14 protein-coding genes and 1 pseudogene are annotated in these 15514 nt (G+C 33.2%); 9 read left to right on the top strand and 6 right to left on the bottom strand.

Annotated elements, in window-relative coordinates:
• Position 1: 1 nt before the first annotated feature.
• The 4 genes and pseudogenes from V4D31_RS05750 to V4D31_RS05765 form a co-directional block, all read right to left on the bottom strand.
• On the bottom strand, positions 2-751 hold the full coding sequence (locus V4D31_RS05750; protein ID WP_353685507.1) for a hypothetical protein: 750 nt from the start codon (positions 749-751) through the stop codon (positions 2-4).
• Between the two features lies 1 nt (position 752).
• Positions 753-2009 (bottom strand): annotated as a pseudogene (locus V4D31_RS05755) (sulfite exporter TauE/SafE family protein).
• 45 nt (positions 2010-2054) lie between these two features.
• Positions 2055-2198, bottom strand: coding sequence for a hypothetical protein (locus V4D31_RS05760; protein WP_353685508.1), 144 nt, complete (start codon positions 2196-2198; stop codon positions 2055-2057).
• A gap of 167 nt (positions 2199-2365) precedes the next feature.
• Positions 2366-3295 (bottom strand): sigma-54 dependent transcriptional regulator, encoded by a 930-nt coding sequence (locus V4D31_RS05765; protein WP_353685509.1) that lies wholly within the window; start codon positions 3293-3295, stop codon positions 2366-2368.
• Positions 3296-3718: 423 nt separating this feature from the next.
• On the opposite strand from V4D31_RS05765, the gene mutS reads away from it, so the two are divergent.
• The 3 genes from mutS to V4D31_RS05780 are packed head-to-tail and all read left to right on the top strand — an operon-like array spanning position 3719 to position 7827.
• Positions 3719-6286 carry a DNA mismatch repair protein MutS gene (mutS, locus tag V4D31_RS05770; RefSeq protein ID WP_353685510.1) on the top strand — a complete coding sequence of 856 codons (2568 nt, stop codon included), beginning with the start codon at positions 3719-3721 and terminating at the stop codon, positions 6284-6286.
• Positions 6279-6890, top strand: coding sequence for a dephospho-CoA kinase (gene coaE, locus V4D31_RS05775; protein WP_353685511.1), 612 nt, complete (start codon positions 6279-6281; stop codon positions 6888-6890). The genes mutS and coaE overlap by 8 nt, the downstream gene beginning before the upstream one ends.
• The gene (locus V4D31_RS05780; protein WP_353685512.1) at positions 6877-7827 is read left to right on the top strand and encodes a bifunctional riboflavin kinase/FAD synthetase; all 951 of its coding nucleotides are present in this window, start codon (positions 6877-6879) and stop codon (positions 7825-7827) included. Before coaE ends, V4D31_RS05780 begins: the two co-directional genes overlap by 14 nt.
• Here the strand turns inward: V4D31_RS05780 and V4D31_RS05785 are convergent.
• Positions 7816-9681: a hypothetical protein gene (locus V4D31_RS05785; RefSeq protein WP_353685513.1), complete on the bottom strand. Its 1866-nt coding sequence runs from the start codon at positions 9679-9681 to the stop codon at positions 7816-7818. The two genes, V4D31_RS05780 and V4D31_RS05785, sit on opposite strands and share 12 nt — an antisense overlap.
• A gap of 36 nt (positions 9682-9717) precedes the next feature.
• On the opposite strand from V4D31_RS05785, the gene V4D31_RS05790 reads away from it, so the two are divergent.
• The 6 genes from V4D31_RS05790 (at position 9718) to recG (ending at position 14645) form a co-directional block, all read left to right on the top strand.
• Positions 9718-10167, top strand: a complete 450-nt coding sequence (locus V4D31_RS05790; RefSeq protein WP_353685514.1) for a tetratricopeptide repeat protein — start codon at positions 9718-9720, stop codon at positions 10165-10167.
• 10 nt (positions 10168-10177) lie between these two features.
• Positions 10178-10549, top strand: coding sequence for a PA2779 family protein (locus V4D31_RS05795; protein ID WP_353685515.1), 372 nt, complete (start codon positions 10178-10180; stop codon positions 10547-10549).
• Between the two features lie 110 nt (positions 10550-10659).
• A complete protein-coding gene (locus V4D31_RS05800; protein ID WP_353685516.1) occupies positions 10660-10890 on the top strand; it encodes a hypothetical protein in 231 nt (76 codons plus the stop codon).
• A gap of 128 nt (positions 10891-11018) precedes the next feature.
• Positions 11019-11513 (top strand): ribosome maturation factor RimP, encoded by a 495-nt coding sequence (rimP, locus tag V4D31_RS05805; protein WP_353685517.1) that lies wholly within the window; start codon positions 11019-11021, stop codon positions 11511-11513.
• Between the two features lie 4 nt (positions 11514-11517).
• Positions 11518-12576: a transcription termination factor NusA gene (gene nusA / locus V4D31_RS05810; RefSeq protein ID WP_353685518.1), complete on the top strand. Its 1059-nt coding sequence runs from the start codon at positions 11518-11520 to the stop codon at positions 12574-12576.
• A 5-nt stretch (positions 12577-12581) separates the two neighbouring features.
• Positions 12582-14645: an ATP-dependent DNA helicase RecG gene (gene recG / locus V4D31_RS05815; protein ID WP_353685519.1), complete on the top strand. Its 2064-nt coding sequence runs from the start codon at positions 12582-12584 to the stop codon at positions 14643-14645.
• Here recG and V4D31_RS05820 read toward each other — a convergent pair.
• Complete coding sequence (locus V4D31_RS05820; RefSeq protein WP_353685520.1) at positions 14632-15396, bottom strand: GGDEF domain-containing protein; 765 nt, start codon at positions 15394-15396, stop codon at positions 14632-14634. The two genes, recG and V4D31_RS05820, sit on opposite strands and share 14 nt — an antisense overlap.
• Between the last annotated feature and the right edge of the window lie 118 nt (positions 15397-15514).

Here is a 15514-nt window from a genome sequence, read left to right on the forward strand (position 1 = left end):
TTTATACCTCCTTCTTAACTTTTGCTTTCTTTGTTGAAAGCCCTAAGCCTTCAAAAAGATAAAGAACTCCAAATCCATACCACACAGTATACAGTATATAAAAGGCTAACAAGCCTGTTGCTACACCTGCTTTTTCTGAAATCTTAACAGCTTGAATTCCATAAAAATTATATGCAGGTTCAATTGCTGCGGTTGTAACCTTTTTTACAAACATAGCATCCTCAGCTTTTTTCTGAAGAGTTAGTCTCTTCCCTATAAGAGAAAAGGCATTGTGCCACTGTCTAAACATCTGTTTCATTTTTTCATCATCAGTTACATCGTATTTTTTCTTAATGTAGTCTCCATTATTATGATACATCTGATCAGAATCTTCCAGTGCTGCTGCCACAATTGCTCCAAGATCCGCCACAATATGAACTTTTGAGCCATCCACTTCAGCTTTAGCACCATTAATTGTAAATACTTTTGCTATTCTTTCAGCTCTCTTTTCTGCATCACCAGGTTTGTCAGTAGGTTTCTTTACATTGATTACTACATCAAGTATTTTACCTCTATATTTTTCTACATCCTTCTTTAGCTTAGGAATTTGATAACATGAACCCTTTGCAAGCTTGTTAAAAAGAGCATCACTGTATTCCAATCCATTCATTCCCTGTCCATATATTGGTGCAAAGATTAATATCAATACACCAACAAAGCTTATTAATAAAATCAATCCCCATGCTAAATGTTTTTTCTGTGCATTAGCCATATTAGACCTCCTCTCTAAAGGCTTTTAAATTCTTAAAGAAGCTTCCCAATACCCATACAGCAAATCCACCAATTGCTGCCCAAAATACAATGTTTCCGATGAGAATGATTATGTCACATACATCCTTTGATATTGCCCAAATATCAAGACTTCTAAGTTTGTCAGGAACAACGCTTGCTCTGTTGGCAAAACCAGCTAAAATTGTCAATACCCAGAATCCTCTTATTACCATTCCAGGAACAACCTTTGTTGTAAGTGCTCCAATTTGAATTCCAACAAGTGATCCAAGAAGCAGTCCCATTGCAAGTGTGTAAAATACATAACCATATATTGCGTACTGAGTTATTGAAGAGTATCCTGCTGTAAATATTATCTAGAGTATGTCAGTTCCAACTGTTGTTGGTGTTGATACTCCTAAGACATAAACAAAAAGAGGAAATGTAACAAAGCCACCACCAACTCCCATAACTGCTGCAAGAATCCCTACAACGAAACCACACATTGTAACAAAAAGCCAAGAGATCCTTCTTCCTCCAAAGTCTTCATCAAAGTAAATCATAGGAGGAATTTTAATCTTCTGAATATTAATTGCAAGCTGAGTTGTTGTCATAGGTCCACCATGGACATCACCACCTGTTTCGACACCTTTTTTACGAGCCTTGCTTAGCTTTATATAGTCTCTCAATCCATAAAATCCGAGAAAACCAAGAATTGTAGCATAAACTATGCTTATAAAAGCTTCACTTGCAACAGGATCTCAATTATATATTGACCTCTGGATATAACCACCTGTTGTAGCACCTAAAACTGAACCAATAACAAAGGCAATTGCCAGACCTACGCATACATTGCCAAGTTTCTTATGAATCACTGTTCCCATTATTGCCTTTGCAAAGATGTGGAATTGGTCTGTTCCAACTGCTAAAATTCCCTTGACACCTGCTGCCATAAGTGCTGGTGCAATGATAAATCCTCCACCAGCACCTATACATCCTGTAATTAGACCTGCTGCCATTCCAACTGCCAATGATGCAACAAATATAGTAGTTGTGTAGTGTGCTGGTGCATAGGCTGCTTTACCACCTATGATGTCTGCTGCATTAAGAAAAGATACAAGAAGGATTGGAGAAATCAGAGCAAGCAAAATCAACAGCCTCTTTTTGTTTCTTAAAATATTGTCTGACATTTTCTTTTCCCAGCGGGCTTGATATATTGCACCCACCATCATGAGTTCATAAATTTTTCTTAACTTATTCATTCCACAGCCTTCTCCTTTTTTGTTTTTTTTAATTAAAAAATTTACTTAAACAAAACACTTTAAAATCTTTCTTTTTCCACCTCCTCTCTTTTTTGTTTTTTCCTTCTCACAAATTCTGTCAAATTCCTTAGGCTTTGAAAGTGTTATTGATACAAGCAAATCTTTCATTTTTTTCCAGACTTTTTTCATGACAATTACTTTTGCAATAGATATGCCAAAAAAGAAAACAAATAATATAACGCTTTTAAATTAATGAAAAATCTTCCATTGCAACAATGCGTTGCATTTTAATGTATTAAAAAAATTTTTTTATGTTAAATTGGAATGCTTAATGCAACAAAATATGGCAGGTGAAATTATGTAGCAATTTTGTATTGTTTTAGTTTTCTCTGAAGCTGTTGCCTATGGATTCCGAGAAGTTCTGCTGCTTTTGAAATATTGCCTCTGGTTTTTTGCAGGGCTGACCATATAAGTTCCTTTTCAAAATTATTAATAGCCTCTTTCAGATTGCCATGAGAGATTTTTTTAGAATGCGAGCTTTTTATTATATATGAAGGAAGATCTTTAACTGTTATTTCCGATGAATTTGTGAATGCAATTGCTCTTTCTATAATATTTTCAAGTTCACGAACATTACCTGGGAAAGAATAATTCATCAACGCATCAAGAGTTTCCTCTGTAATTCCTCGAATATGAATATCCTTTCTTTTTGAGGAATGTTTGTTTATAAAAAATTTTACCAGAGATGGTATATCTTCCTTTCTGTTTCTTAAAGGTGGAAGTTCTATCTGAATAACATTTAATCTGTAAAAAAGGTCCTCTCTAAAAGAGCCTTCTTTACATGCCTTGATCAAATCTTTGTTGGTTGCTGCTATAAATCTTACATTTACCTTTATAGGCTGTGCTCCACCAATTTTTATAAACTCTCCTTCTTGAATAACCCTCAATATCTTTGTTTGAAAAAGAGGTGAAACATCACCAATTTCATTAAAAAATAATGTGCCTTTATGAGCCCATTCAATAAGGCCTTTTTTTGTATAAGTTGCACCTGTAAAAGCACCTTTTTCAAAACCAAAAAGCTCTGATTCTAAAAGAGTATCTGGTATTGCAGAGCAATTTATTACTATAAAAGAATTATCTTTCCTGTCACTAAGATTATGAATTGCTCTTGCAACAAGCTCTGTACCTGTGCCAGATTCACCTGTGATAAGGACATTGCTATCTGTAAGAGCTGCTTTTCTAATACCACAATAAACATCTTCCATAATTTTGCTTATTCCAATCAATCCAGGGATTTCAACTTTTGGTTTGTCCTTAAATTTTTCAAATATTTCTAAAACTGTTTAATTTTTAAGAGGTTTTTCAAGAAAATCAGTTGCTCCGAGTTTCATTGACTCAACTGCTTTTTTTATATCTGGCTTACCAAAAGCAATCACAGGCATATATTGTTTAAGTTCAATAAGTCTTTTTTGCCATCCTTCTGAGTCAAGGTCAAGAAAAGCAATATCATAATTTGAAAAATTATTTGATGTAGATGCTCTTGCCTTATTAGATTTTCTTAATATAATTCCAATGGAATCAAAAATACGGTAAAGTTTGTCTGCTTCCTCGGAAATAACAAAAACGCTGAAGGACCTAAAAAAACCATGAAATAAAATAGAATATTTAATGCATAGCTGTCAATACTGTATAATAATTAAATGAACTCCATGACAGTCTCACAGGAACAATTCACTCCTCTTATGAAACAATACTTCAGAATAAAACACCAGTATAATGATGCTATAGTTTTTTTCAGGCTTGGCGATTTCTATGAAATGTTTGGTGAGGATGCTAAAATTGCAGCAAATATATTGGGATTAACACTTACATCAAGAGATAAATCAAAAGAATCTGTCCCCATGTGTGGAATTCCTTATTTTGCTGCTGATTCATATATTGAAAAACTACTCAGGGAAGGTTATAAAGTAGCTATTTGCGAACAAATTGGAGATCCAAAAACAACAAAAGGGATAGTGGAGAGAGAAGTTGTAAAAGTCTTAACTCCAGGAACATATCTTCCAGAAGGAACTAAGGAAAATGTTTACATAATGGCAGCATATCCACAAAAACAGGGAAAAACAGGAATTGCCCTGGCAGATATTACCACAGCTGAATTCATTATTTATGAAACTGATAAAAATCTTTTTGATGAAATTGATAGATTTGAACCAAAGGAAATAATAGTTCCAAAGTCTCTTGAAGACCTTTTAAATTTTGAAAACTTAATTAATCAGAAAATATTTACCTTTATGGATGACTGGAAATTTGACTACATGCTTGCCTATAAAAGCCTTGTTGAACACTTCAGAATAGCCTCTCTAAAAAGTTTTGGAATAGATGACTTTCACCCTGCAGTGCAAGCAGCAGGAGCACTTTTAAAATATCTTGAGGAAAATAAACAGCAAACACAATTCAAACAATTAAAAGTTTTGAATCTCTCAGAATTTATGCTTCTTGATGGTTCAACTAAAAAAAATCTTGAAATTTTATCATCCCTTGATGGAGATAAAGAAGGCTCCCTTTTATGGATTTTAGATGAAACAAATACTCCAATGGGAACCCGTCTCTTAAGAAATGCTCTGTGCTGTCCGCTTTTAAATAAAGCTGACATAGAAAAAAGACTTGACGGAGTAGAAGCATTCTTTAAAGATTACGCTTTAAGAGAAAACACTGAGAAAATCTTAAAAGACTTTCCAGATATTGAAAGACTTGGCTTGAAGATTAAAAGGTATAACATAAATCCAAGAGAACTCAAAGCATTAAAAGATGCATTGCAGAGGATTCCAGAACTTAAAGAAACGCTTCAGATAAATGATTCACCAGTTATTAAGGACTTATCAAACCGTCTTCACGAATTAAATGAAATCACATCACTAATAGAGGATGCTCTTGTTGATAATCCTCCAAATCCAATAAATGAAGGAGGAATCTTCAGAGATGGCTATAATTCAGTTATAGATGAGCTCAGAGCCTTAAAAAATCAAAGTAAAAACTATATTTTAAATATGGAAGCTGAAGAAAGAATAAAAACTGGAATCAATTCTCTTAAAATTGGCTACAATAGAGTTTTTGGTTACTACATTGAAGTAACAAAGCCGAATTTAAAACTCGTTCCTCCGCACTATATAAGAAAACAAACTCTCGCAAATGCTGAGAGATTTGAAACGAGACAGCTTAAAGAACTTGAACAAAAAATACTCAGTGCAGAGGAAAGACTTAAAACTCTTGAAGAAGAATTATTTAGAGAATTAATTAAAAAAGTTTCTTATCACACAGAGCAGATATTTAAAAACGCAGAAGTAATCGGATATATTGATTTTCTTTGCTGTCTGGCAAAAGTTGCATCAAAATACAGATATACAAGACCTGAAATCACAGAAGAGGAAGTAATAGAAATTGTTGAAGGAAGACATCCCGTAATTGAAAGACTTATCCAGCTCGGGAAATTACCTGAACAGAGATTTATACCAAATGACTTATCAATTGGCTCAGAAGACCAGAGAATTATTATTCTTACAGGACCAAATATGGCTGGAAAATCAACATACATGAGACAGAACGCTTTAATTGTTCTCATGGCACAGATTGGTTCTTTTGTTCCTGCAAAACATGCAAGAATCGGGATTGTTGATAGAATTTTTACTCGTATAGGTGCTTCTGACTATCTTGGAAAAGGACAGAGCACATTCATGGTTGAAATGATAGAAGTGGCTAACATTCTGAATAATGCAACAGAAAAAAGTTTTATAATACTTGATGAGGTTGGAAGAGGAACAAGCACTTTTGATGGAATAAGCATTGCCTGGGCAGTTGTTGAGTATATTGCAGAAAAAGTCAAGGCAAGAACTATTTTCGCCACTCATTATCATGAATTAACAGACCTTGCCTTCAGCTTTGATTGTATAAAAAATTACACAGTAGTGGTTAAGGAATGGGGTGATGAAATAATATTTTTGAGAAAGATACAAAAAGGTGGAGCTGATAAAAGCTATGGAATTCAGGTTGCCCGTCTTGCAGGGCTTCCACAGGAGATTCTATTGAGGGCAAAGGATATATTAAAAAAACTTGAAAAAAAAGAATTCCAGACTTTTCAATCAAAGGCAAAGCAGCTTGATTTATTTTTTCAGGGAGACCCTATTATTGCTGAAATAGCAAAGATTGATGTAGAAAATCTTACACCCCAGAAGGCATTAAAAAAACTTAAAGAACTTAAGGAGATGCTAAAAAATGATTAAAGTAGGACTTACAGGAAACTTTGGAATGGGTAAAAGCACAGTAGCTGAAATCTTCCGCAGTCTTGGTGCTTATGTGATAAATACTGATAAAATCGTTGAGGAGCTTTTAAATGAAGCTTCAGTAATAGAAGAAATTAAAAGACTTTTTGGACAAGAGGTTATTTCTGATGGCAAACTTAATAAAAAATACATTGCCCAGATAATTTTTGACAATCCCCTTATGAGAATATATCTTGAAAACATTCTTCATCCAAAAGTCTTTGAAAAAATTGATGAAATAATAAAAAAAATTCCTGAAAGAGGAGAGCCAAAAATTGTAGTTATCGAGGCACCTGTTATTTTTGAAAGGGGTTATCAGAACAGATTTGATATAATTATTACTGTCTGGACTCCTGAAGAAATAGCAATACAGCGTCTTCAGAAAAAAGGAATTTCAAAGCAAGAAGCAATTAAAAGACTCAAAGCACAGTTTCCAATTGAGATGAAAAAATCAAAATCAGATTATATAATAGATAATTCAGGTAGTGTAGAAAAAACAAAGGCACAGGTGGAAGAGCTATTTCAAAAATTAACAGCACTGGAGCATAGATATGCAGGTAATTAAAAAAATTGAAAAACTTGATTATCCAAACCCTGTCATGACAATAGGAAATTTTGATGGAGTTCACATTGGGCATCAGAAAATTTTTGATTTTGTAAAAAGAAAAGCAGCTGAGATTAACGGAACCTCAGTGGTCATAACTTTTAATCCCCATCCAATTAAAGTGCTCTATAAAGAGCATCCCCTTAAACTGATTACAACCAATGAAGACAAAATAAAACTGATTGAAAAATGCGGGATAGATTTAACAATTTCTATACCTTTTACCTATGAATTTGCTCAGATAGAGGCAGAAGATTTTGTAAAAGATATTCTTGTGGAAAAATTCAATGTAAAATGGATTGTTGTGGGATACGACTACAGATTTGGCAGAGCAAGAAAAGGAGATAGAGAACTGCTGAAAAAGCTTGGTGAAATATATGGATTTAAGGTTACTGTGCTTAAAGCCTACAAAAAAGGTGGGAAAATATTAAGCAGCACTGCTGTAAGAAATGCTCTTTTTCAGGGAAACATCAAAGAAGCAAATCAGTTTCTTGGAAGAGCCTATCATGTAGATGGTGAAGTAATAAGAGGAATGGGAAGAGGCTCATCAATTCTTGGATATCCTACTGCAAACTTTGTTCCCGAGCAGGAGATTATTCCAAAACAAGGAGTATATGCAGTTAAGGTTACCATACCCAATTTAAAGACTTTTAATGGTGTGGCAAACATTGGTAAAAACCCAACTTTTGGCAATACAAATATGAGCTATGAAGTTCACATCTTTGATTTTAAAGAAAATCTGCTTGGCAAAATCATTAGAGTTCACTTTATTGAGAGAATTCGTGATGAGAAAAAATTTAATTCACCAGAACAATTAAAAGAAAATATTGCTCGTGATATTGAATTTGCGAAAAAAATTTTTAAAAAAAATAAAACACCGCTATTTTTAGATTTTTAAATTTACAGGGTCTACTTCAACTTTAAAAGAAATGCCTTTATAGAATTTTAGCTGTCTGGCAGCATTATTTAACTCATCAATAAGCTTTTTTTTATCTTTTGATCTCAGAATAAAAACAAATTCCTCATTTTCATTTTTCACAGGTCCTGTAATTTCTCCCGTTACATGACTTTTTAGAAAATCCTTAATTTCACCTAATACAGATTCGGAAGATGTTTTTTTGATTTTTATTATCAACTTAATAAACCTTGAAAATGGAGGAAAACCAGCTTCTTGTCTGTGTTTTAGCTCATAAAGGTAAAAATCTTTGAAATTATAAGAGCGAATAAACTTAAAAAACTCATTTGCAGGATTTCTTGTCTGAATGAATAACTCTCCATCTTCTCTGATAAGCTGGCTTAGAGATAAAACTCTTGCAAAAGCTCTTTCAAGAGTTCTGTAATCAGGAATAAAAAGAAAAAAATCAAAATCCACAAATACAGCTACTTTAAAAACAGGAAGATGTCCTTTTTTTACCTTTCCTGTTTCAGCAACCCAGATTCCTTGAGAGTTCTCAATTTCCATATCCATTTGTCTAATCTCTATATGTTTTCCTGAAAAAATATTTTCAAGCTCCTCCTTAATTCTTTCAACGCCAACTCCAACTGGATGTATATCAACTCCAGAACAATAAAGACATTGTTCTGGAGCTTTCATAACAAAACCGCATCTAAAACATTCAACTGTTTTGATGGATTTATGAAAAATCATGCTGAGCCCGCATTTTTCACATTTAATAACTTCTCCACATTCTGAACAACGAAGAAGACTGTAGCCACTTCTTGGAGAAGTAACAAGAATTCCTTCTTTATAATGAAGTTTCATATAAAGCATTGTTTCAGGATGAAAAATGCTTTGATATGGCTGCCTTAAAATTTTTATCTCGGGATGTTTCACTGTATTGAAGTCATCTATAAATTCGTATTTACCTCTCAGTGTATTATAATAAGAAGTTGTGGATGGCATAAAATCTGTAAGCACAACAGGACATCCTTCAATAAATCCTCTCATCACAGCACAGTCTCTTGCATGATATCTTGGAGATTGTTCTTCCTTATAAAGCCAGTGCGATTCCTGGGATACCATAATCAATGAAAGTTTTTTTACAGGTGCAAACAGAGCAAATCTTGTTCCCACCACAACTTTTGCTCTGTTTTCAATTATTTCTTTTATTGAAAACAAAATCTCTGAGCGAGGCATTTCACTGTGAAGAAGTACAATCCTGGAATCAAATTCTTTTAAAGTGCTGTAAAGTCTCTGAGCATCTTTTTTTTCAGGTAGTATTAAAAGAATTGCTCCATCCAAGGATAAAAGATTCTTAACTGTTTCAACCATTAACTTCATCTCATAGAAAAAATCAGGACAGTGAACAAGAACTGTTTTATAATTGCCTATTTTTGCAATGTCAATAATTTTTGAGAGAGTCTCTTCATTTAAAAAATAATTTTCTAAATGAAACAAAATTGAATCATCTCGGGATTGCAAAATTTTTTTATTTCTTATTCCCTTAAGCAATTTCATAATCTCTTCAAAAAAAGTAGCTCTCAAAACAGAACCTATCTCAGATATATAGTAAAAACTCATCCACTGGAGAAAATCTATGAATTTTTTTTCATAAGCTTTACCAATAATTGCCTGAATTTTCTTTATTTTCATTATTTCTTCAGGTTTATCAGCGCGTTTTATAACAATGCCTTCAACTGTCCTATTTTTAAGGGGAACTTGAACAGCAAATCCCTTTAAATCTATGTCTTCATCATATTCATAGGTAAGTGTTTTAAGTTTGAGGGGAATTGATACATCAAAATAAGGCATGAACTAATTATACCTTTTTTATGGTATAATTACACAATGCTGTTAAGATTATTAATAGCAATCTGTCTGATAATCACAGGCTGCAGTATGCCGCAGGTCGTTGTTTTACATGATCCTTTAACACCCCAGGAACATCTTCAATTAGGATTAAATTATGAAAAGAAAGGGCTTATTGATGAAGCTATACAACATTACAAAGAAGCTTCAAAATCAGATGCAAAAGGTTATCTTTTTCTTGGCAATTTATATTTAAATCAGAAAAAATACGATATTGCAGAAGAATACTACAAAAAAGCAATTCAAAAAAATGACAAACTTGCTGATGCATATAATAACCTTGCATGGCTTTATTGCATAAAAAATGAAAATCTTGATAAAGCTCAGGAGCTTGTAAAAAAAGCAATGGAGATTGAAAAAAACAATCCAGAGAAAATCAAAATTTATCAAGATACATTTGAACAAATTCAAAAACTAAAAACTAAATAGGAGGTGTTTTATGTTTAAGAAGTTACTTGTAGGTTATTTAATCATCTCAATTGTCGTAATTGGAATTGTTCAGTCAGCAGGAGCTGCTTTCATTGCATCTGAAGTAACTCTTAACACAAAGACTCAGGATCTCGAAAAACTTCAGAAATTTCTTGAAATGAAAATTGTTTCTCAGAGACTTAAAGATTTTGGTTATTCTGAAAAAGAAATCATGGATAGACTCTCAAGTCTTGATGAACAGAGTCTTCATAAGCTTGCATTAAAAATTGATGAAATTAAAATTGCTGGAGATGCTGGCTTAGCAGTAATTTTATCTCTTTTAATAATTGCACTGGTAATATTAATTATTAACCTTACAGGGCATAGAGTAGTGGTAAAATAAAAATATCAAAAGGGGTTGACAAAAAGATTAAAACAATGGTAAAAAAAGAAAATCAAAGGGATTTCAGTTTTTAGCTTAAAAAAGTAAGGGAAAGGAGGTGACGAAAGAAGATGAAGAAAATACTTGCATTAGTTCTTTCATTAATTCTTATGGTATCCTTTAGCTTTGCATTAGGATGCAAAAAGGCTGAGGAGAAAAAGCCTGCTGAGGCACCTGCTCCAGCACCAGCTCCAGCTCCTGCACCAGCACCAGCTCCTGAAAAAGCTCCTGAAGCTCCAAAAGCTCCTGAGGCTCCAAAGGCTCCTGAAAAAGCTCCTGAAAAACCTGCTGAGAAAAAATAATTTAGCAGGATATAACAAAAGCAACACCGGGATCATTCCTGGTGTTGCTTTAAATCTCTTAAAAATGTTAAACTTTTTGAAAGAGTGGGCTTCCCCACTCTTTTATTTTGATAAAATTGAGGGAGTTAATGAACATTAAAGAATTAAAAGACAAAATAAAAGAATATGCAGAACAAGTTAGCGAGCAAGAGGGAGTTGAAGTTCTTGATATAGAAATACACCCTGGTGGAAAAGGATTGATTTTAAGAATTTTTATTGACAGAGAAGGAGGAGTAACTATTAAAGACTGTGAAAACTTCTCAAGAGCTATAGAAGCCATACTTGATATTGAAGATCCTATAAAAAGCTCTTACACTCTTGAAGTTTCTTCTCCAGGTATTGATAGGCCTCTTAAAGAAAAAAAAGATTTTTTAAGAAATCTTGGAAGAAATGTAAAGATTACCACAAAAGAAAAAATAGCAGAACGCACCTTTTTTATAGGTAAAATTATTGATGCAGGAGATGATTGGGTAAGAATAGAAATTAAAGAGACAAAAGGAAAAGGGAGTAAAAAAGAAGAAAAATCAGAACTTTTATTTATACCTTTAAATAAAATACTTAAAGCTCAGGTTTACTTAGGATAGGGTTATGGGGAAAGAGCTTAAATTTTTAGTAGAACAAATAATGAGAGAAAAAGGAATTACTAAGGATGCTGTAATAGAATTGCTTGAAACAGCACTTATCTCAGCTATAAGAAAAAAGTATGGTAATAGGTCTTCGATTAGAATAAAAATAGATCCTCAAACTTTTGATATCAATATTTTTGAAATTAAGAAAGTAGTAGAAGAGGTAAAAGATCCAGCAAGTGAAATCTCCATACAAGAAGTACAGCAAAAATATACTGATAAAGGAATTGGAGATACAGTTGAAGTTCCATTGTCTATTCAGGATTTTGGTAGAATTGCTGTTACAACGGCAAAACAAGTGCTTTTCCAAAAAATAAGAGAAATTGAGAGATTCTTAATCTATGAAGAATTTAAAGATAAAGTTGGCAACATAGTAAGCGGCACAGTTTTGAGAAAAGAAAAAGGAAATTTTTATATTCTTGTAGGAAAAGCAGAAGCTATCCTGCCAGAAAAAGAAGTGCTGCCGCAGGATAATCTAAAAAGAGGAGATATTGTTAAGGCATATATATTTGAAGTAAAACAAACTTCAAAAGAACCTGTAATAAAACTGTCACGAACTCATCCGAATTTTGTAATTGGACTGTTTAGTCTTGAAGTGCCGGAGATTCAAGATGGTATAGTGCAAATAAAAAGTATTGCAAGAGATCCAGGAGAAAGAACAAAAATAGCTGTGGCATCACGGGATCCTTCGGTAGATCCTATTGGAGCCTGTGTTGGTATGAAAGGAACAAGAGTTCAGGCTGTTGTAAGAGAACTGAAAGGTGAAAGAATTGACATAATTCCTTACAGTGATGATCCGAGTCTTTTTATTGCAAAAGCTCTAACTCCTGCAACTGTACTTAAAGTCGGGATAAATGAAAAGGAAAAAACAGCAGTAGTGGTTGTTGAAAATGACCAGCTTTCGCTAGCAATTGGCAAAAAAGGACAAAATGTAAGACTTGCCTCCAAACTGACTGGCTGGAGTATTGATGTCTTAAGTGAATCAGAATATGCTCAGATGAAAACTAAAGAAAATGAATAAAGTAAATGAATGGATTAAATCTTCCCATTCAGTATCTCAAGGGTGTAGGTCCTAAAAAAGCCAGTCTTCTTAAAAAATTAGGCATACAAACAGTTAAGGATGCTCTATATTATCTTCCCTTTCAGTATGAAGACAGAAGAAACAAAAAAAACATTTTTGATATAAAACCTGGAGAAATTGTCACTGTACAAGGACATATAGTTCAGATTAATGAATTAAAAACAAAAACTAATCTTTCAATAATAGAAGCAATTATCTCAGATTCAACAGGCTATCTTAAAGCAAAATGGTTTAATCAGCTTTATTTGAAAAAAATTTTAAAGGAAAAACAAAAAATAAAAATTTTTGGAAAAGCTCAGATTGACTGGAGGGAAGCTTACATAGAAATTGTAAATCCAGAATATGAAATCGCAGAAACATTGAACTCTCAAAATCAAGAAATTGTCCCTGTATACAGGCTTACTGAAGGTATATCCCAAAGACAGATGCAATCAATAATGCAGGCTGCGGTGGAATTTGGTATTCCTCTGATACAGGAGCCCCTGCCTGAAAAATTAATAAAAAAATTAAACTTTCCACATATTAATGAAGCTCTCAAATCTGTTCATTTTCCACCGCATGATGTAGATATAAAAGCCTTGAATGAAAAAAATTCTTTATTTCACAAGAGAATCATTTTTGACGAATTATTTTTACTTCAACTTGGAATTCTTATGATGAAGCAAAACAGAATTTGTGAAGAAGGTATATCTTTCAAGCCTGAAGGAAAGCTTTTAAAAAAGTTTCTTGAAAATCTTCCTTTTCAACTTACTATGGCTCAACAAAAGGTAATAAAAGAGATTTTACAGGATATGGAAAAACCCACTCCAATGAACAGACTTCTTCAAGGGGATGTAGGCTCAGGAAAAACAGTTGTTGCTCTGGCAGCGATGCTTGCTGCCATTGAGTGTGGATATCAGGCAGCCTTAATGGCACCAACAGAGATACTTGCAGAGCAACATTATTTAAATATTTCTTCCCTTGTGAAAGGACTGCCTGTTAATGTTTTAATTTTCACATCCACATACAACAAACATGCTAATTTAATTGCATCAGGAACTGCAAACCTTATTATTGGCACTCATGCTTTAATTCAGCAGAATGTTCATTTTAAAAACTTAGGACTTGTTGTAATAGACGAGCAACATAGATTTGGAGTAATCCAGAGGGCAATGTTAAAAAAGAAAGGATTAAATCCAGACACCCTTGTAATGACAGCCACACCTATTCCAAGAACCATGGCACTTACTGTTTATGGAGACCTTGACTACTCTGTGCTTGATGAACTTCCTCGTGGAAGAAAACCTGTTTTAACAAAAGTTATAGAACCTGAGAATAAAAAATTAGTTTATAAAATGATAGAAGAAGAAGTTAAAACAGGAGGACAGGTTTATGTTGTCTATCCTTTAATAGAAGAATCTGAAGTAATGGATCTGAAATCAGCAACTCAGGGATATGAAGGCTTACAAAAGCTTTTTCCTCAATACAGAGTAGGACTACTTCATGGAAAAATGCCACCAAAACAAAGAGAAGAAATAATGAAAGAATTTCGCTCTGGCAGTATCCATATTCTTGTTGCTACAACAGTTATTGAAGTTGGCGTAGATGTTCCAAATGCTACTTTAATGATAATAACTCATGCAGAAAGATTTGGACTTTCTCAACTGCATCAACTAAGAGGAAGAGTTGGAAGAGGACCGAGACCTTCAAAATGCATTCTTCTGCCCTATAAATTAACTGAAGAAGCAAAGCTGAGGCTTAAAGCAATTGTAAATTACTCTGATGGATTTAAAATAGCTGAAGAGGACATGAAAATAAGAGGACCGGGAGAACTTTTTGGAGTTAAACAGTCAGGAATGCCTGATTTGAAAGTTGCTGATCTGATAAAAGACCAGAGTCTTCTTGAGGTAGCAAGAAAGGAGGCAGAAATAATTTTAAGGGAGAGCCTTAATCTGAGTTCATATCCAAAAATCCGAGCTTTATTAGAAGAATTCTGGAAAGATAAAACCGAAATATTTATGACAGCTTAAAGCCTGCATTTATATTTTTGGAAGCAAGTTCAATTTTATTTTTACCACTTCTTTTTGCCTGATAAAGTGCCATATCAGCTCTGTGTATTGCCTCTGTTAAGTTGTCATTCGTATCAATCTCTGTTATGCCAACACTTACAGTGATAAAAATTTTTTCGCTTCCTGCTTTAACTGGTTTTTTAGCTATATTTTCTCTTACTCTTTCCAGTGCCATTAAAGCTTTTATCTCATCAGTGTCTGGAAGAATTATCAAAAATTCTTCTCCTCCGTATCTTGAAACTACATCGGTTGCTCTTAAAAAATTTTTAATCTGCAAAGCAACATGATTTAAAATCCTATCGCCTACAAGGTGTCCAAAGTTGTCATTTATAGATTTAAAGTTATCTATATCAACCATTGCTATAGACAAATGCTGCTTATTTCTTTTTATCCTTGCCATCTCTTCTATCAATCTATTTATCCCAGCTGTTCTATTGTAAACTGAAGTTAGTTCATCAAAATAAAGTTGATTTTCAACTTTTTCAAAAGAATTATGTATTATTTTTTCCATTTTTCTTTTCAATATTTTAGCAATCAATAAATTAGCCAACACTGAGATTGCTCCTCCTAATGAAATAAGCAAAATAAGTTCTTTCTTGTCATATTGGCCAGAAATAAAAACAAATGACAAAGCAATTATCAAAAATGCATTCAAGGCAATAAATTTATTGATATCTTTTGTTATGTTCATTACAAGTATTTTAGGATTCATCCAATTCCTCCTAAATTTTTTCTAAAAAAGAATACAAATTCTATGCCACAGTAAAAATTGTTTTAAAATTTTAATTCAAGCAATACTGTCTGTCAAAAAACAGGCATTTTTTACCTAA

Source organism: Thermodesulfovibrio sp. 3462-1 (genome assembly GCF_040451425.1).
Classification (GTDB): domain Bacteria; phylum Nitrospirota; class Thermodesulfovibrionia; order Thermodesulfovibrionales; family Thermodesulfovibrionaceae; genus Thermodesulfovibrio; species Thermodesulfovibrio obliviosus.

Bases quoted from the DNA above. Each gene is read 5' to 3' on its own strand.
- V4D31_RS05750 (WP_353685507.1), bottom strand. From the start codon at position 751: ATGGCTAATGCACAGAAAAAACATTTAGCATGGGGATTGATTTTATTA.
- V4D31_RS05760 (WP_353685508.1), bottom strand. From the start codon at position 2,198: ATGAAAAAAGTCTGGAAAAAAATGAAAGATTTGCTTGTATCAATAACA.
- mutS (WP_353685510.1), top strand. From the start codon at position 3,719: ATGACAGTCTCACAGGAACAATTCACTCCTCTTATGAAACAATACTTC.
- coaE (WP_353685511.1), top strand. From the start codon at position 6,279: ATGATTAAAGTAGGACTTACAGGAAACTTTGGAATGGGTAAAAGCACA.
- V4D31_RS05780 (WP_353685512.1), top strand. From the start codon at position 6,877: ATGCAGGTAATTAAAAAAATTGAAAAACTTGATTATCCAAACCCTGTC.
- V4D31_RS05785 (WP_353685513.1), bottom strand. From the start codon at position 9,681: ATGCCTTATTTTGATGTATCAATTCCCCTCAAACTTAAAACACTTACC.
- V4D31_RS05790 (WP_353685514.1), top strand. From the start codon at position 9,718: ATGCTGTTAAGATTATTAATAGCAATCTGTCTGATAATCACAGGCTGC.
- V4D31_RS05795 (WP_353685515.1), top strand. From the start codon at position 10,178: ATGTTTAAGAAGTTACTTGTAGGTTATTTAATCATCTCAATTGTCGTA.
- V4D31_RS05800 (WP_353685516.1), top strand. From the start codon at position 10,660: ATGAAGAAAATACTTGCATTAGTTCTTTCATTAATTCTTATGGTATCC.
- rimP (WP_353685517.1), top strand. From the start codon at position 11,019: ATGAACATTAAAGAATTAAAAGACAAAATAAAAGAATATGCAGAACAA.
- nusA (WP_353685518.1), top strand. From the start codon at position 11,518: ATGGGGAAAGAGCTTAAATTTTTAGTAGAACAAATAATGAGAGAAAAA.
- recG (WP_353685519.1), top strand. From the start codon at position 12,582: ATGAATGGATTAAATCTTCCCATTCAGTATCTCAAGGGTGTAGGTCCT.
- V4D31_RS05820 (WP_353685520.1), bottom strand. From the start codon at position 15,396: ATGAATCCTAAAATACTTGTAATGAACATAACAAAAGATATCAATAAA.